Origin of the sequence: Catellatospora aurea (assembly GCF_042663325.1) — a bacterium.
Lineage (GTDB): Bacteria > Actinomycetota > Actinomycetes > Mycobacteriales > Micromonosporaceae > Catellatospora > Catellatospora aurea.
On the sequence record NZ_JBHTAC010000025.1, the window covers coordinates 36,661 to 52,349 of the forward strand.

Here is a 15,689-nt window from a genome sequence, read left to right on the forward strand (position 1 = left end):
GTCCGGAAAAATCTTGAGAAATGTTCGGCGCGGATGTCGAAGGCGCGCGGTCGGCGGTGTCTACCCGGTGAGAGGGTGGCGGGACAGGCCCGAAGGGCGGCCGCCGCCACCACGGATCGCCAGGAGGAGTAACGCGATGAAGTACATGATCATGATGCACACCGGTCAGGACGCCACCGAGGGCATCGCGAACTGGTCGCAGCAGGACGTGAAGCGGCACCTCGAGTTCCAGCACGACTTCGACCGCGAGCTGCGCGTGGCCGGCGAGATGCTCTTCAACGAGGGGCTGACCTTCCCCGACCAGGCCCGCATCGTCCGCCACGACGGCAAGGGCGCGCCGGCGGTCACCGACGGCCCGTTCCCGGAGGCCAAGGAGTTCCTGATCGGCTTCTGGATCGTGGACTGCGCGGGCCCCGAGCGGGCGTACGAGATCGCGGCCAAGGCGTCGTCCGCGCCCGGCAAGGACGGGCAGCCGCTGGGCATCCCGATCGAGGTGCGCCCGATCGTCGGCCCGCCGCAGGCCGGCGCCTGATGGCCGACCGGCCGATCGAGGACCTGCTGCGCGGACTCGCGCCGCGGGTCCTCGCCGTGGTCGCCCGCAAGTACCGCGACTTCGACACCGCCGAGGACGCCGTGCAGGAGGCGCTGCTCGCGGCGCACCTGCACTGGCCCGAGGCAGGGCTGCCGGACAGCCCCGAGGCGTGGCTGGTGGCCACCGCCTCCCGGCGGCTGATCAACATGTGGCGCGCCGACGACGCCCGCCGCCGCCGTGAGGAGCAGGACTGGGAGCCCGTGCAGGCGAGCGCGGCCGACGAGGCCGACCCGGGCCACGACGACACCCTGCAGCTGCTGTTCATGTGCGCCCATCCGGCGCTGACACCGCCGTCGGCGATCGCGCTGACGCTGCGCGCGGTCGGCGGCCTGACCACCGCCGAGATCGCTGCGGCGTTCCTGGTCCCGGAGGCCACCATGGGCCAGCGGATCAGCCGCGCCAAGCATCGCATCCACGCCTCCGGCGAGCCGTTCCGGCTGCCGTCGGGCGCGGACTGGCGGCCCCGGCTCGACGCCGTGCTGCACGTGCTCTACCTGATCTTCAGTGAGGGGTACGCCAGCAGCGGCGGCGGCGAGCTGGTGCGCACCGACCTGTCCCAGGAGGCGATCCGGCTCGCCCGCGAGGTGCACCGGCTGCTCCCGAACGAACCCGAGGTGACCGGGCTGCTGGCGCTGATGCTGCTCAACGACGCCCGCCGCGACGCGCGGACCGGGCCGCACGGGGAGCTGATCCCGCTGCCCGAGCAGGACCGCGCCCGCTGGGACCGGGCCGCGATCGCCGAGGGCGTCGACCTGGTCGGCGCGGCGCTGCGGCAGCGCGCCGTGGGGCCGTACCAGCTGCAGGCGGCGATAGCCGCGGTGCACGACGAGGCCGCCGCCGCGGCGGAGACCGACTGGCCGCAGATCCTCGCGCTGTACGGCGTGCTGGAGCGCATCCAGCCCAACCCGATGGTCACCCTCAACCGCGCCGTCGCCCTGGCCATGGTCGACGGTCCGCGGGCGGGCCTGAAGGTGCTGGACACCCTCGACGGGCCGCTGGCCGGCCACCACCGCCTGGCCGCCGTGCGCGGCCACCTGCTGGAGATGGCCGGCGACCGCCCGGCCGCGATCGAGCAGTTGCGTGCCGCCGCGTTCGGCACGTCCAGCGCCCCCGAGCTGCGCTACCTGCTGACCGAGATCGGCCGCCTGCGCGACGCGCCCTGACCGGCGCGGCCGGACAGGGCGCGGTTGCGGCCTCAGAGGACGGTCACGTCCAGGTCGGCGAGCCGGTCCTTGTCGGCGGTGAGGTCGATGGCGGCGATGCGGCCGTCGACGACGGTGAAGGCCATCGCCACGCGCACCCTGCCCTTCGGGGCCCAGACCGCGTTGACGACGCCGTCGATGAGCGCGGTGCGCGCCTCGGCGGCCTGGCCGTTCCAGTAGCCGGCGACGGTCGCCGCGCCGCGCTTCTCGGCGGACGAGCCGTACGACACCGCGGTCGCGTCGGCGCGCATCACCACGTCCGGGTCGAGCATGGTGACCAGCGCCTCGAACCGGCCCTCGCGGGCGGCGGACAGGAACGCCTCGACGACCGCGCGGCGGCGGGCCTGGTCGACGTCGCCGGTGGGGGACTGCCCCTGCACCCGCCGCCGGGCGCGGCTGGCCAGTTGCCGGGCGGCGTCGGGTGACTTGCCGATGACCGGGGCGAGCTCGTCGAACGGCACGGCGAACATGTCGTGCAGCACGAACGCCAGCCGCTCGGCGGGGGTGAGCGTGTCGAGCACGACCAGCAGCGCGAGCCCGACCGAGTCGGCGAGCACCGCCTCCTGCTCGGGGTCGGGCCCGGCGGTGGCGCCGACCGGCGGCAGGTCGGCGTCGGCGGTGTCGTCGAGCAGGTCCTCGCGCCGGGTGGTGCGCGAGCGCAGCATGTCCAGGCAGATCCGGCCGACCACGGTCGTCAGCCAGCCGCTGAGGTTGCCGACCTCGCCGACGTCGGTGCGGCTGAGTCGCAGCCAGGCCTCCTGCACGGCGTCGTCGGCCTCGGCCGAGGAGCCGAGCATCCGCAGCGCCACCGCACGCAGCCGGGCCCGGTCCTGCTCGAAGCGTGCGGCCAGCCGGTCCTGCTCGTCCATGTCGTGCATATCTCCCCGAATCTCCATCAATCGTGATCCAGGCCACATCTGTCACATCTTCGAAAAGCGGCCCGTCATACCGATGACGAACGAGATCGGGCCGATGTGACAGGCCCGGCTACAAGATCCTATTGGAGGACGTCATGCAGGCTCGGATGACCAACCCCGCCGCACTGCTGCCGGACGCCGTGAAGGGCGTCAACCTGCTCTACAAGGCGGCCCACTCGGCCGGCCTGGCCAAGTCCACCCTGGACCTGGTGCACCTGCGGGCCAGCCAGATCAACGGCTGCAGCGCATGCGTCGACGCCGGTGCGCGCGGCATGCGCAAGGCCGGGGAGACCGACGAGCGGCTGTTCGCGGTCGCGGCGTGGCGCGAGACCGACTACTTCACCGAGGCCGAGCGCGCCGCACTCGACCTCGCCGAGCACGCGACGCGGCTGGCCGACAAGGGCGAAGCGGTGCCGGACCAGGTCTGGGAGGCGGCCGCCAAGCACTTCGGCGAGGCCGAGCTGGCCTCGCTGGTGCTGTGGATCGCGACGACCAACTTCTTCAACCGGATCAACGCGGTCACCCGCCAGCCCGCCGGCCAGAACTGGGACTGAGCTGCGCCGCGGGGCCGCCCTCGGGACGGCCCCGCCGCAGCCCGGCGGACCTGCCGCCGGTGGCCAGCCGGGCCAGCGCCGCCGCGGCGGCCTGGATGCGCAGCCCGCGGGTGACGTCGGGCCGGGCCGCCACGGCCAGGCTGTGCTCGGGGTGGCGGGCCCCGCAGACCGCGCCGACGATCGTCGCCACGGTCCGGGCCTGCCCGCCCATCATCATCGCGTACCGGATGGCGGCGACCGGATCGTCGGGGTGGCGCAGGAACGCCGTCAGCGCGGCGGGCACGCAGCGCAGCGCGGCACGTCCCGAACCGACCGTCGCGGCCGTGTCGGCGGGCGCGCTGCGGTGGCGGACCAGGGTCTGCACCTCGCCGAGCGCCGCCCGGAACTCGCTGGTCCGCAGCTGCGCGCTGACCAGGTCGAGGAAGTGGTACTTGTCGGCGGGCGCCAGCGGCTGACCGCGCGCCGCGAGGGCCACCGCGGTCGCGGTCGCGGCTGCCGCGTCGCGGGCCAGCGGATGGGTGTGCGTGATCCCGGCCGTGCGGCGGGCCAGCGCCGCGACCGCGCCCATGCCGGTGTCGGGCAGCAGGCCGACCGCGCCCGCCCGCACCGCGGCGACACTGCCGAAACTGCCCTGTCCGTCGTGGACCGTCGGGGCGACCTGCGACCAGCGCATTCCGCGGCGCACCGCGGACAGCACCCGGGCGGTGCCGGTGTCGGCCAGTTCGGGCCGGTCCTCGGGCCATTCGCGGGCCAGTTCCAGCGCGAGCGCGTCGTCGTGCACCCGCCCCGCGTGGCGGCCCAGGTGCTCGGCGAGGATCAGCAGCTGGGTCGCGGCCGCGCTCGGCTGCGGCTGTCGGGCGCGCCGGTTGCGCAGCACCGCCTCCACCTGCGCCGGATCGGGCATCGCCGCGTCGTGCAGCGGCGCGGCCAGCAGGTCGGCGCGGGCGGCCATGAGGATGGAGCCGTGCGCGCGGCGCAGCAGTTGCGACGGGTCGAGCATCGTCGTCACGGTGGATCTTCTTCCTTCCCGTCGCGGCCCGCCGCCCGGCTTGTGCCCGGCGGCGGGCTGTCACGGCGTCGGGCTCACGGGCGGCCCGGCCGCGACGCGGTGCGGCCTGGCGTGCCCGGCACGGCGCCCAGGTGTTCGGCGACGGCGGGCCTGGTGTGCCCGGGCGTGGTAGGCGCCCGACGCGGGCGGACCACCTGCGGGACGAGGCCTGCCGAGGCGCGGGCGCGCACCACGCTGAGCACGTGCCGGGCCCAGCCGTCCAGGCCCGTCTCGGTGGGCGCGGGACCGGCCTGCGGCGTGGGGCCGCACAGGCCCACGGCAGTGGCGACGGCCTCGGCGTAGGCGGCCGTGTCGTGCGGGTTGACCACGATCGCGCCGGGCACGTCGGCGGCGTCGCTGGTCAGCTCGCTGAGCACCACGGTCGCCCCGAGCGAGCCGCGGGCCGCGACGAACTCGTGCGCCGGGTTGACCGTGCCGTGGTGCACCGGCGTGGCCAGCAGCCCGTCGCAGGCCAGGTACAACGCGGCCAGCTCGCGCCGGTCGGGGTTGTCACGGACGTAGTGCACGACGGCCTGGCCCACGTTGGCGTGCGTACCGTTGATCTTCGCGATCAGCCGGTCGACACGTTCGCGCTGCTCCTGCTCATCGGGCGTGTGCGGGTCGCCGAGCGCGACGTGCAGCAGGGCGACGGTGGCGGGCTCCGGCCGGTGCTCGGCCAGGAACCGGTCGAACGCGTGCAGCCGCTGCTCGACGGCGTCGGACGGGTTCCAGCCGGCGATCGACAGCAGCACCGTCCCGCCCACCCGCAGCGCGGCGCGGATCTCGGCGGCGCGTTCGCGCACCTGGGGCAGCCGCGCCAGCCGCCGCATGCCGCCGGTGTCGGCGGGCAGCGCGCAGGCCAGCACGCGCACCCGGTGGTTGCCGACGGCGATCTGGTTGTCGCGTACGGGCAGGCCGTGCACCCGGCCGGCGAGGTCGAGCAGGTTGTCCACCGCGCGGCGGTGCGGCAGCGCGACGACGTCGGCGCCGAGCAGGCCGGCCAGCAGCTCGCGGTGCTCGGGCAGCCGCGCGAACGACTCCGCGGGCGGGAACGCGCTGTGCAGGTGCACCGCGGTGGCCAGATCGGGCCGCCGGCGGCGCAGCATCCGTGGCAGCAGCTGGAGCTGGTGCCCGTGCACCCAGACCGTGCCGCCGAGCCCCGCGGACCCCGCGACGGCGTCGGCGATGGCGGTGTTGGCCTGCTCGTACGGCTCGAACCAGCCGGTCGGGAACTCGGCCGGCTGATGGTGGTACAGCGCGCGCAGCAGGCCCGCGCCCAGCCGCGCGTCGTCGGCCCCGGCATCGACGTGCAGCGCGTCGGCGTCGGACGGGTTCGCGCCGTCGGTCACCGCCGCCCAGGTGCCCCCCTGCGCGGCGACGAACGGGCGCAGCGCGGCCAGCGCGGCGTCCACGTGGTCGCTGCTGCCGTCGGGATCGGTGGTGGGCACCCGGTCGCCGGCCACGATCAGTTCGTAGCGCGCGGTCACGCGACCACCGGCCCGGCCGGAGCCAGCTCCTCGACCACCGCGTACGGCAGCAGCTGCATGATCCGGTCGAGCCTGGCCAGCCGCAGCGCGCGCCGGGCCCGCTCGGACGGCGAGCGCAGGGCGACCACGCTGCCGTCGCGTACGGCCCGCCGGTGCACGTCCAGCAGCAGCAGGATGCCCGCCGCGTCGATCGTGTCGCAGTCGGCCAGGTCGACCACGATCTGCTCGGGACGCAGCGCCAGGGCCTCCTCCAGGAGGCGGTTCACCTCGGGGGCGGCCTGCGCGTCCAGATCGCCCTTTACCTGCACCTCCACCAGTGGCACTGCCTGTGCCGCAGTCGCCGGGACCATGTCTTCCACCTGGGGTACCTCCTTGCCGGTGAGTGCAGCCATTCCCCACCGGGCACGGTGATAACCCTGCGAACCATGACAGTTGTGTGACAAAGATCAAGCCGGGTCAGGCCACCCGGTCTCACCGGGCGGCCTGACCCCCATGAACTATGGGCTGACCAGGTCGAACTGTTCCCACGGGCCGATCGAGGTCCGGTTGGCGATCAGTGCCGCCGCTCCGGCGTTCTCCGCGACGACGTACTTCCCGTTCGCCTGGGCCCGCAAACTCACCGAACCGTTGGAGTTGCGGATCAGCGCGAAGGTCTCCCAGCCGCCGATCGCGGTGCGGTTGGCGATGAGCGGGTTCGCGCCGGCGTTGTCCGCGCACACGTACCGTGAGTTGACCAGGGCGCGCAGCGCGATGTTGCCGCCGCCGCGGTCGATCAGCTCGAACCGCTCGGCGGTGCCGACCGCGGTGGCGCTGGCGATCAGCGCGCCCGCCCCGCCGCTGGGGGCGGTGACGAACTTGTTGTTGGCGCGGGCGCGCAGGCTGATCCCGGCGGGCGGGGGAGTGGCCGGCGAGCAGTCGGCGGTGACCGCGCCGGCCGCGATCTGGATGCCACCGAGCAGCATGCGGGTGAAGTTGCTCTCGGTGTAGCTGGCCTCGGTGTGGCCGAGGCCGGTGTACCAGGCCCGGCCGCCGCCGTAGTTCTGGCACCAGGTGATCGGGTGGTCGCCCATGTTGCCGCCGCTGTAGCTGCCCTCGTTGAGGTTCATCAGCACGCGCACGGCCGAACGGGGGTTGGTGCGGTAGTTGTACCACTCGTCGCTGCGGGTCCAGGTGGCCGGCAGGTGCGCCGTCGAGGCGTTGACCGGCGACTCGATCCGCAGCTGCGCGGTCTGGATCGCGGGGTGGGAGTGGAAGTACGCCCCGACCAGGCCGCCGTACCAGGCCCAGTCGTATTCGGTGTCGGCGGCGGCGTGCACGCCGACGTAGCCGCCGCCCGCGGCGATGTAGCTCTGGAACGCCGTCTGCTGGGTCGCGTTGAGCACGTCGCCGGTGGTCGACAGCCAGATGACGGCCTGGTACTGGGCCAGGTTGGTGGTGGTGAACTGGGCGGCGTCCTCGGTGGCGGTGACGGTGAAGCCGTTGGCCGTGCCGAGCGCCTGGATGGCGGCGATGCCGTTGGGGATGGACGAGTGGCGGAAGCCGGCCGTCTTGGAGAAGACCAGCACCTTGGTCAGCGGCGCGGCCGACGCGGGGGTGGCCGGGGCGAACAGCGTCGTCGCCAGGACCGTGACCAGTCCGGCGACCAGGGACAGTACGCGTTTTCGCATGTGGCTCGCTCCTTCGATGAGGGTAGCGCGGAGGGCGGGCTCGAACCGGCGGACGCCGCGAGGCGTGCTGGTCCGCACGGCCGTCCGCGCTGGCGAGGGCCACGCGGGTGCGGCGACCGGACAGGACACGTCCTCGGGGCGCGGGCACGCCCCTGCTGACGGCGTTCGGCGGGTTCTCACCCGCGAACCGGAGCCGGTCGCCGAAACACGGATCCGATATCTATCGATGTCGAATCCTATAGGAATGCGCCGAGTCATGGAAGGCTGCCGTGACAACTTTCGCGACGGCGACCCTCCGATTTGCTGATGAGCGCAGAACTTTTGCTAGATCTAGAAAAAGTACGAGTTCCTATCTAGAAACTTTTGCAGATCTGGATTTAATATGGCCGCCACGAACGCGTTACAGGAGGCCCTGTGCGTACTGGTATATGGCTCGTCGGCGCCCGCGGCTCGGTCGCGGTCACCAGCATCGTCGGCGCGCTGGCGGTGCGGGCCTCGCTCGCCGACCCGGTCGGCTGCGTCACCGAACTGCCCCCGCTGCGCCACCCGGCGCTGCCGGCCCTGTCCGACCTCGTCTTCGGCGGCCACGACGTGTCCTGCGTGTCGCTGGTCAAGAAGGCCCACGCGCTCGTCGCCGCCGGCGTCCTGCCCGCCGCCGTCGTCGCCGCCGTGGCCGACGAGCTGGCAGGCGTCGAAGCCGACGTACGGCACGCCCCCGACGGGGCGACCCAGCACGACACCGTCGCCCGCATCGCCGCGGACCTCGCCGACTTCCGCGAACGCCACGGGCTCGCCCGGGTGGTGGTGGTCAACGTGTCCTCGACCGAGGCCATCCCGCCGGACCACCCGGCGTATGCCGACGCGGCGGCGCTGGCCGCGGCGCTGCACCACGAACCGGTGCTGCCGCCCAGCTCGCGGTACGCGTACGCGGCGTTCACGGCGGGCTGTGCCTACGTCGACTTCACCCCGTCCACGGGAGCCCGGCTGCCCGCGCTCGACCAGCTCGCGGCGCGCCACGGCGTGCCGTACGCGGGCAGCGACGGCAAGACCGGCGAGACGCTGCTCAAGTCGGTGCTCGCGCCCATGTTCGCGATGCGCAACCTGCACGTGCGGTCCTGGTCCGGCACCAACCTGCTCGGCGGCGGCGACGGCGCGACGCTGGCCCGGCCCGAGGCCAACGCCGCCAAGGTCGCCAGCAAGCAGCGGGTGCTGCGCGAGACGCTGGGCTACGAGCCGGAGGGCCACACCCGCATCGACTACGTGCCCGACATCGGCGACCTCAAGACCGCCTGGGACCTCATCACGTTCAGCGGCTTCCTCGGCAGCCGCATGCGGCTGGAGTTCACCTGGCACGGCTGCGACTCCGCGCTGGCCGCGCCGCTGGTGCTCGACCTGGCCCGGCTCACCGCCGCCGCGCACGCCCAGGGCCTGTCCGGCCCGCTGCCGCAGCTGGCCTTCTTCTTCAAGGACCCGATCGGCGACGTCCCGCACGGCCTGGCCGAGCAGTGGCGCGACCTGTGCGAATGGGTGCAGGGCTGGGGGGTCCCGACGACGCCCGCCGGTCCGGCCGAGCCGAGCGGGCAGCCGTCATGAAGCTGCGTGACCTGGCACAGCTCGTCCGCGCACCGGCGGCGCTGTCGGTGCCGGGTGACGCGGTGGCGGGCGCGACCGCCGCGGGCGTCCTCGACGCCCGCACCGCCGGGATCGCCGCCGCCTCGATCTGCCTGTACTGGGGCGGCATGGCCGCCAACGACTGGGCCGACCGCGAACTCGACGCCGTCGAGCGCCCCGAGCGCCCCATCCCGTCCGGGCGGATCAGCCCCGACACCGCGCTCGCCGTCGCGGGCGGTCTGACCGTCGCCGGGCTGGCCCTGGCCGCGGCCAGCGGCGGCAAGCGCACCCTGGCCACCGCCGGGCTGCTCGCGGGAGCGGTGTGGGCGTACGACGTGAAGTGGAAGAACTCCCCGGCCGGGCCCGCCGGCATGGCGCTGTGCCGGGGACTGGACGTGCTGCTCGGCGCGAGCACCGGCGACCTGCGCAAGGCCGCCCGCCCGGCGCTGGCCGTCGCCGCGCACACCTACGCCGTCACCGCGCTGTCGCGGCGTGAGGTCAGCGGCACCGACCGGGTGCTGCCCGCGCTGACCATGACCGCGACCGCGGCGGTGGCCACCCACGCGGCGGGCCGCAGCGGCGGCTGGCTGCCCGCGGTGCTGGCCGGCTGGTACGCCACCCGCTTCGGCAAGGCCCAGCGCGAGGTGCTGCGACAACCCGACGCGGGACGGGTGCGCGCCGCGGTCGGGGCCGGCATCACCTCGCTGCCCGCGCTGCAGGGCGCGCTCATCGCACGGCACGGCAGACCACTGGCCGGAGCCATGGTGGCCACCGCCGCCCCGGCCGCGGCCAAGCTCGCGAGGAAGGTGTCCCCGACATGAGCCTGCGCTTCGGCTACGGCACCAACGGCTTCGCCAACCACCGGCTCGTCGACGCCCTCGACGTCATCGCCGAACTGGGCTACGCGGGCGTCGCGTTGACGCTCGACCACGCGCACCTGGACCCGTACGCCCCCGAGGTGAAGGATCAGGTCGCGCGGACCGCGCGGCTGCTCGCCGAACGGGAGCTGGCGGTGGTCGTGGAGACCGGGGCGCGCTACCTGCTCGACCCGCGGCGCAAGCACGCGCCGACCTTCCTGCACGACGACGCGTCCCGGCGGATCGACTTCCTGAAGCGGGCGATCGACATCGCCGAAGGGCTCGGCGCGCAGGCCGTGTCCTTCTGGGCCGGGGTGCGCCCGCCGCACGTGTCGGCCGAGGTCGCCTGGCAGCTGCTGGCCGAGGGCTGCGCCGACGTCGTCGGGTACGCCGCCGAGCGCGGGGTGGCGGCCGGGTTCGAGCCCGAGCCGGGCATGCTCGTGGAGACGCTGGCCGACTGGTTCCGGCTGCGCGAGCTGGTCGGCGCGGACCTCAAGCTGACCCTCGACATCGGCCACTGCCGCGCCAACGAGCCGCAAGACGTCGCCGAGTGCGTGCGCATCGCCGGGCCGCACCTGGTCAACGTGCAGATCGACGACATGCGCCGGGGCGTGCACGAGCACCTGGAGTTCGGCGCGGGCGAGATCGACTTCCCGCCGGTGCTGCGGGCGCTGGCCGACACCGGATACCGCGGCCTGGTCGCCGTCGAGCTGCCCCGCCACTCGCACGCCGCCCCCGACGTCGCGGCCCGGTCGCTGAGCTTCCTGCGCGCCGCGCAGTGGCTCGGCGATGCGCTGCACCGCCTCGAGACCGAGCCCGCCGCGATCGCGACGCTGCTGCCCGCGGCCCGCCGCGGGGTTGGGCGCGCCGCCGCCGAGGACGCCCGGGTGCGCCTGCTGCGCGCCGCCGCGCCCGGCCGCGACGAGGCCGCCGAGCTGTACCGGTACGGCGACAACGACGAGAAGCGGGCCGTGCTGCTGGCCTGCCCCGACCCCGACCTGCTGCGCGACGCCCTGCGCAGCAACGACACCCGGCTGGTGGCCGCCGCGCTCGGCCCCGGCGCCCGGGACCTGCCCGACGCCGAATGGCGCCAGGGCGTGCTCAAGAGCGTGTTCATGGGCCTGCCGCTGTCCGGCATCGACGGACTCGCGTCCCGGGCCGACGCCGAACTCGGCCGGATGCTCGCGGCGCTGCGCCGCGAGCGCGAGGCGGCCGGCCGCACCATGCCCGACGACGCCGTCGACCTCCTGGAGAGGCTGCATTGATGCGCATCTTCGATCCGCACATCCACATGACCTCGCGCACCACCGACGACTATGAGCGGATGGCGGCGGCCGGTGTGCGAGCGCTGGTCGAGCCGGCTTTCTGGCTCGGCCAGCCCCGCACCAACCCCGGGTCGTTCACCGACTACTTCGACGCGCTCATCGGCTGGGAGCCGTTCCGGGCGAGCCAGTACGGCATCGCGCACCACTGCACCATCGCGCTGAACCCGAAGGAGGCCAACGACCCGCGCTGCCGCGAGGTGCTGGCCGTGCTGCCCCGTTACCTGGCCAAGGACCGGGTCGTGGCGGTGGGCGAGACCGGGTACGACTCGATGACGCCCGAGGAGGACGAGGTCTTCGCGGCGCAGCTGGAGCTGGCCCGCGAGTTCGGGCTGCCCGCGCTGGTGCACACCCCGCACCGGGACAAGGTCGTCGGCACCCGGCGCAGCCTCGACGTGGTCAAGGAGTCCGGCATCGACCCGGGCCTGGTGGTGCTGGACCACCTGAACGAGCCGACCGTCGGCGAGGTCGCCGGCTCCGGCTGCTGGATGGGCTTCTCCATCTACCCCGACACCAAGATGTCACCCGACCGCATGGTCGCCATCCTGCGCGAGTACGGCCTGGAGCGCATGCTGGTCAACTCGGCCGCCGACTGGGGCAAGTCCGATCCGCTGCTCACCCTGCGCACGGGGGAGGCGATGCTGGCGGCCGGGTTCAGCGACGACGACGTGGACCGGGTGCTGTGGCGCAACCCCGTCGAGTTCTACGGCCAGTCCGGCCGCCTCGACCTCGACGAGACCGACACCGCGGCGACGTTCGAGGGCAACTCGATCCTGCGCGGGGGTTCGTGATGCGGCTGCGCGACGCCGACGGTGCGACGGTGCACCTGGCGTACTGCACGAACGTGCACGCCGCGGAGGACTTCGACGGGGTGCTGTCCCAGCTGGACCGCTTCGCGGTGCCGGTGCGTGAACGGCTCGGGGCCGACGTGCTCGGGCTCGGCCTGTGGCTGGCCGCCCCGGTCGCGCGGGCCCTGGCCGAGCAGCCGGAGCTGCGCGGGCGGCTGCGCCGTGAGCTGAGCGCGCGCGGGCTGGAGACGGTGACCCTCAACGGCTTCCCGTACCAGGCGTTCCAGGCTCCGGTGGTCAAGCACGACGTGTACCTGCCGGACTGGACCGACCCGCGGCGGCTGCGCTACACCCTCGACCTGGCGCTGGTGCTCGCCGAGCTGCTGCCCGACGACGCGGCCCGCGGGTCGATCTCGACCCTGCCGCTGGCCTGGCGCGAGCCGTGGGACCGCCGCCGGTTCGGCGCGGCCAAGGCGCAGCTCGACGAGCTGGCCGCGGGCCTGGCCCGGGGCGAGCGGCCGATCCGGGTCGCGCTGGAACCCGAACCCGGCTGCGTGGTCGAGTCCACCGACCAGGCCGTCGCGGCGCTGTCCGCGGTCGCCAGCGAGCACCTCGGCGTCTGCGTCGACCTGGCGCACCTGGCCTGCGGCTGGGAGGACCCGGTCGACGCGGTCGCGAAGCTGAAGGCGGCCGGGGTCGCCGTGGTCAAGGTGCAGGTGTCGCAGGCCCTGGAGGTCGAGGACCCGGACGCGGCCCGGCAGGTGCTGGCGGCGTACGCCGAACCGCGTTTCCTGCACCAGACCCGCAGCTCGGCCGACGAGCGCTTCGACGACCTGCCGCAGGCCCTGGCCTCCGACGCGCCCGGCCCGTGGCGCATCCACTTCCACGCGCCGCTGCACGCCGCCGCGCTCGACCCGCTGCGCACCAGCTCGACGGTGTTGCGCGAGGGTCTGGCGGCGCTGCTGACCAACAGCGACTGCGACCACTTCGAGGTCGAGACGTACACCTGGGACGTGCTGCCGCCCTCGGCCCGGCCCACCGACGACGCCGGGCTGGCCGAGGGCATCGCGGCCGAGCTCGCCTTCGCCCGCGACCAGTTCGCCGCCCTGGGGGTCTCGTGAACAAGCCACTCGTCGTGCTGAACGTGGTCGGGCTGACGCCCCGGCTGCTGGCGCACATGCCGCGGCTGCGCGCCGCGTTCGACAACGGGTTCACCGCCCGGCTCGACCCGGTCGTGCCCGCGGTGACCTGCTCGGTGCAGGCGACCTTCCTCACCGGCGAGACGCCGGCCGGGCACGGCGTCGTCGGCAACGGCTGGTACTTCCGCGACCTCGGCGAGGTGCTGCTGTGGCGGCAGAGCCACGCGCTGGTCGGCGGGGAGCGGGTCTGGGACGCGATCCGCCGCGACCGCCCCGGCTACACCGTGGCCAACATCTGCTGGTGGTACGCCATGGGCGCGGACGTCGACTGGACGATCACGCCCCGGCCGATCTACCGCGCCGACGGCCGCAAGGAACCCGACTGCTACACCATCCCCGCCGAGCTGCACGACGAGCTGCCCGTGTTCCCGCTGTTCAGCTACTGGGGACCGGGTGCCGGGATCGCCTCCTCGGCGTGGATCGCCGCGGCGGCGGTGCACGTGATGAGCACCCGCAACCCGGACCTGACCCTGGTGTACGTCCCGCACCTCGACTACGACCTGCAGCGCTTCGGCCCGTCCGCCCCGCAGGCCGCGGCCGCCGCCGCCGAGTTGGACGCCACGCTGGCCCCGCTGCTCGACGCGGCCGCCGCCCGTGGTGCCACGGTCGTCGCGCTGTCGGAGTACGGCATCACCGACGTCTCCCGCCCCGTGCACGTCAACCGGGCGCTGCGCGCCGCCGGGCTGCTGACCGTGCACACCCAGGACGGCATGGAATACCTGGACCCGTTCACCTCCCGCGCCTTCGCGGTCGCCGACCACCAGATCGCCCACGTGTACGTCCGCGACCCGGCCGACGTCGCCGCGGTCGCGAAGATCTGCGCCGAGCTGCCCGGTGTCGGGCAGGTGCTCGACGAGTCCGGCAAGGCCGGGCAGGGTCTGGACCACTCGCGCAGCGGTGAGCTGGTGCTGCTGGCCGAACCGGACTCGTGGTTCACCTACTACTACTGGCTCGACGACAGGCACGCGCCGGACTTCGCCACCCACGTGGAGATCCACCGCAAGCCCGGCTACGACCCGGCGGAGCTGCTGTTCGACCCCGCCGGGCCGGGCGCGGCGAAGGGCCGTGCGGCCAAGGCGCTGGTGCGCAAGAAGCTCGGCATGCGATACCGGATGAACGTCGTCGGCCTCGACGCCGGCGCCGACGCGATCCGCGGCTCCCACGGCCTGCTCCCGCCCGGCGCCGACGACGCCCCGCTGCTGCTGTGCACCGATGCCGGGCCCGCCGTGGACCGCATCGCCGCCACTGACGTGAAGGCCCTGCTCCTGCGTTTGGCGGGAGGTGCGCCGTGACGCTCGCGCCTGCGCCCACACCGTTGGCGGCGCGGATCGACGCGGTGCTGGCCGGGTTCGTGGACGGGCAGCGGCTGCTGTGGCCGGACGACGAGCTGCGGCCGATGCTGGACACGGTGCGGCGGTTCATCCTCACCGGTGGCAAGCGGCTGCGGCCGGCGTTCTGCTACTGGGCCTGGCGCGGGGTGGCCGCGCCTGAGGAGCGCGGCGAGGACCAGGCGGCGGTGACCGCGGGCGCGGCGCTGGAGCTGTTCCACTGCTTCGCGCTGATCCACGACGACATCATCGACGCGGGCAGCCGCCGCCGGGGGCAGGCGTCGATGCACGAGGAGTTCGCCGCGGCGCACGCCCGGCACGGGTGGCGCGGGGACGCGCGCTCGTTCGGGCGCAACACCGCGCTGCTGTGCGGGGATCTGTGCGCGATGTGGGCGGAGGAGCTGCTGACCGGGTGCCCGACGACGCCGGTGCGGCTGGCGCAGGCGCAGCGGCTGTTCGCGGTGATGCGGGCCGAGGCGGTGGCGGGGGAGTACCTGGAGGTCGTCGCGCAGGCGATGGGGGACTTCGGCGACGGCGCGCGGCAGCGGGCGGCCCGGGTCCTGCAGCTGAAGACGGCCCGGTACTCGGTGGTGCGGCCGCTGCAGATCGGGGCGGTGCTGGCCGGGGCGTCGGACGCGGTGCTGGACGGGCTGGCGGCGTTCGGGGAGCCGCTGGGGGAGGCGTTCCAGCTGCGTGACGACGTGCTGGGGGTGTTCGGCGATCCGGTGCGCACCGGCAAGTCGGTGCTGGACGACCTGCGCCAGGCCAAGCCGACGACGCTGCTGGCGGAGGCGTTCGCGCGCGGGGACGTGCGATCGCGTGCGGTGCTGTCGGCGCACGTGGGGGATCCGGCGCTGGATGAGGCGGGCGCGGCCCTGGTGCGGGCGGTGCTGGCCGAGTCGGGGGCGCTGGCCGCGGTGGAGGAGCGGATCGCGGCGGCCCGCGCCGAGGCGCTGCGGGCGCTGGAGTTCCTGGATGTGGCGGAGGAGTCGCGGCAGTCGCTGGGGGCGCTGGCCGACTTCGTGGCGAGCAGATCGGTGTGAACCAACAGGATCGATCAGATTTCCACTGAGGACACCAATTTCGATATAAGCAGAGACATGCCTTAACCTGATCG

Annotated in this window: 15 protein-coding genes; 10 read left to right on the forward strand and 5 right to left on the reverse strand. The window is 74.0% G+C overall.

Annotation, left to right across the window (positions count from 1 at the left end; all coding sequences use genetic code 11):
* Positions 1-136: 136 nt before the first annotated feature.
* Together ACFQO7_RS22965 and ACFQO7_RS22970 are read left to right on the forward strand one after the other, a co-directional pair.
* The gene (locus ACFQO7_RS22965) at positions 137-532 is read left to right on the forward strand and encodes a YciI family protein (protein WP_376808288.1); all 396 of its coding nucleotides are present in this window, start codon (positions 137-139) and stop codon (positions 530-532) included.
* Positions 532-1,755: an RNA polymerase sigma factor gene (locus ACFQO7_RS22970; protein ID WP_376808289.1), complete on the forward strand. Its 1,224-nt coding sequence runs from the start codon at positions 532-534 to the stop codon at positions 1,753-1,755. Before ACFQO7_RS22965 ends, ACFQO7_RS22970 begins: the two co-directional genes overlap by 1 nt.
* Positions 1,756-1,787: 32 nt before the next feature.
* Here the strand turns inward: ACFQO7_RS22970 and ACFQO7_RS22975 are convergent, their stop codons facing one another.
* Entirely contained in the window at positions 1,788-2,663 is an 876-nt protein-coding gene (locus tag ACFQO7_RS22975) for a sigma-70 family RNA polymerase sigma factor (protein ID WP_376808290.1), read from the reverse strand.
* Positions 2,664-2,806: 143 nt separating this feature from the next.
* On the opposite strand from ACFQO7_RS22975, the gene ACFQO7_RS22980 reads away from it, so the two are divergent.
* The gene (locus ACFQO7_RS22980; RefSeq protein ID WP_376808291.1) at positions 2,807-3,265 is read left to right on the forward strand and encodes a carboxymuconolactone decarboxylase family protein; all 459 of its coding nucleotides are present in this window, start codon (positions 2,807-2,809) and stop codon (positions 3,263-3,265) included.
* On the opposite strand, the gene ACFQO7_RS22985 is transcribed toward ACFQO7_RS22980, so the two are convergent.
* From ACFQO7_RS22985 to ACFQO7_RS23000, 4 genes are all read right to left on the reverse strand, one after another.
* The gene (locus tag ACFQO7_RS22985; protein ID WP_376808334.1) at positions 3,231-4,265 is read right to left on the reverse strand and encodes an ADP-ribosylglycohydrolase family protein; all 1,035 of its coding nucleotides are present in this window, start codon (positions 4,263-4,265) and stop codon (positions 3,231-3,233) included. The two genes, ACFQO7_RS22980 and ACFQO7_RS22985, sit on opposite strands and share 35 nt — an antisense overlap.
* Positions 4,266-4,348: 83 nt before the next feature.
* A complete protein-coding gene (locus ACFQO7_RS22990; RefSeq protein ID WP_376808292.1) occupies positions 4,349-5,800 on the reverse strand; it encodes a trehalose-6-phosphate synthase in 1,452 nt (483 codons plus the stop codon).
* Positions 5,797-6,114, reverse strand: coding sequence for an STAS domain-containing protein (locus tag ACFQO7_RS22995; RefSeq protein ID WP_376808293.1), 318 nt, complete (start codon positions 6,112-6,114; stop codon positions 5,797-5,799). Before ACFQO7_RS22995 ends, ACFQO7_RS22990 begins: the two co-directional genes overlap by 4 nt.
* A 183-nt stretch (positions 6,115-6,297) precedes the next feature.
* The gene (locus tag ACFQO7_RS23000) at positions 6,298-7,467 is read right to left on the reverse strand and encodes a ThuA domain-containing protein (RefSeq protein ID WP_376808294.1); all 1,170 of its coding nucleotides are present in this window, start codon (positions 7,465-7,467) and stop codon (positions 6,298-6,300) included.
* 414 nt (positions 7,468-7,881) lie between these two features.
* Between ACFQO7_RS23000 and ACFQO7_RS23005 the strand changes: the two genes are divergently transcribed.
* From ACFQO7_RS23005 to ACFQO7_RS23035, 7 genes are read left to right on the forward strand one after another with little or no spacing between them, the layout of a single operon-like run.
* Positions 7,882-9,060 (forward strand): inositol-3-phosphate synthase, encoded by a 1,179-nt coding sequence (locus ACFQO7_RS23005; RefSeq protein WP_376808295.1) that lies wholly within the window; start codon positions 7,882-7,884, stop codon positions 9,058-9,060.
* Positions 9,057-9,899 carry an SCO3242 family prenyltransferase gene (locus tag ACFQO7_RS23010; protein ID WP_376808296.1) on the forward strand — a complete coding sequence of 281 codons (843 nt, stop codon included), beginning with the start codon at positions 9,057-9,059 and terminating at the stop codon, positions 9,897-9,899. The genes ACFQO7_RS23005 and ACFQO7_RS23010 overlap by 4 nt, the downstream gene beginning before the upstream one ends.
* The gene (locus ACFQO7_RS23015) at positions 9,896-11,200 is read left to right on the forward strand and encodes a TIM barrel protein (RefSeq protein ID WP_376808297.1); all 1,305 of its coding nucleotides are present in this window, start codon (positions 9,896-9,898) and stop codon (positions 11,198-11,200) included. The genes ACFQO7_RS23010 and ACFQO7_RS23015 overlap by 4 nt, the downstream gene beginning before the upstream one ends.
* Positions 11,200-12,048: a TatD family hydrolase gene (locus tag ACFQO7_RS23020; RefSeq protein ID WP_376808298.1), complete on the forward strand. Its 849-nt coding sequence runs from the start codon at positions 11,200-11,202 to the stop codon at positions 12,046-12,048. The genes ACFQO7_RS23015 and ACFQO7_RS23020 overlap by 1 nt, the downstream gene beginning before the upstream one ends.
* Positions 12,048-13,166 (forward strand): metabolite traffic protein EboE, encoded by a 1,119-nt coding sequence (gene eboE, locus ACFQO7_RS23025; RefSeq protein WP_376808299.1) that lies wholly within the window; start codon positions 12,048-12,050, stop codon positions 13,164-13,166. The genes ACFQO7_RS23020 and eboE overlap by 1 nt, the downstream gene beginning before the upstream one ends.
* Entirely contained in the window at positions 13,163-14,536 is a 1,374-nt protein-coding gene (locus ACFQO7_RS23030) for a nucleotide pyrophosphatase/phosphodiesterase family protein (RefSeq protein WP_376808300.1), read from the forward strand. The genes eboE and ACFQO7_RS23030 overlap by 4 nt, the downstream gene beginning before the upstream one ends.
* Complete coding sequence (locus tag ACFQO7_RS23035) at positions 14,533-15,615, forward strand: polyprenyl synthetase family protein (protein ID WP_376808301.1); 1,083 nt, start codon at positions 14,533-14,535, stop codon at positions 15,613-15,615. Before ACFQO7_RS23030 ends, ACFQO7_RS23035 begins: the two co-directional genes overlap by 4 nt.
* Positions 15,616-15,689: the final 74 nt, after the last annotated feature.

What these genes read in the sequence shown, in the direction of transcription:
- ACFQO7_RS22985 (WP_376808334.1), bottom strand. Translation starts at nt 4,265, where the DNA reads ATGCTCGACCCGTCGCAACTGCTGCGCCGCGCGCACGGCTCCATCCTC.
- ACFQO7_RS23015 (WP_376808297.1), top strand. Translation starts at nt 9,896, where the DNA reads ATGAGCCTGCGCTTCGGCTACGGCACCAACGGCTTCGCCAACCACCGG.
- eboE (WP_376808299.1), top strand. Translation starts at nt 12,048, where the DNA reads ATGCGGCTGCGCGACGCCGACGGTGCGACGGTGCACCTGGCGTACTGC.
- ACFQO7_RS23020 (WP_376808298.1), top strand. Translation starts at nt 11,200, where the DNA reads ATGCGCATCTTCGATCCGCACATCCACATGACCTCGCGCACCACCGAC.
- ACFQO7_RS22965 (WP_376808288.1), top strand. Translation starts at nt 137, where the DNA reads ATGAAGTACATGATCATGATGCACACCGGTCAGGACGCCACCGAGGGC.
- ACFQO7_RS22975 (WP_376808290.1), bottom strand. Translation starts at nt 2,663, where the DNA reads ATGGACGAGCAGGACCGGCTGGCCGCACGCTTCGAGCAGGACCGGGCC.
- ACFQO7_RS22970 (WP_376808289.1), top strand. Translation starts at nt 532, where the DNA reads ATGGCCGACCGGCCGATCGAGGACCTGCTGCGCGGACTCGCGCCGCGG.
- ACFQO7_RS22980 (WP_376808291.1), top strand. Translation starts at nt 2,807, where the DNA reads ATGCAGGCTCGGATGACCAACCCCGCCGCACTGCTGCCGGACGCCGTG.
- ACFQO7_RS23000 (WP_376808294.1), bottom strand. Translation starts at nt 7,467, where the DNA reads ATGCGAAAACGCGTACTGTCCCTGGTCGCCGGACTGGTCACGGTCCTG.
- ACFQO7_RS23010 (WP_376808296.1), top strand. Translation starts at nt 9,057, where the DNA reads ATGAAGCTGCGTGACCTGGCACAGCTCGTCCGCGCACCGGCGGCGCTG.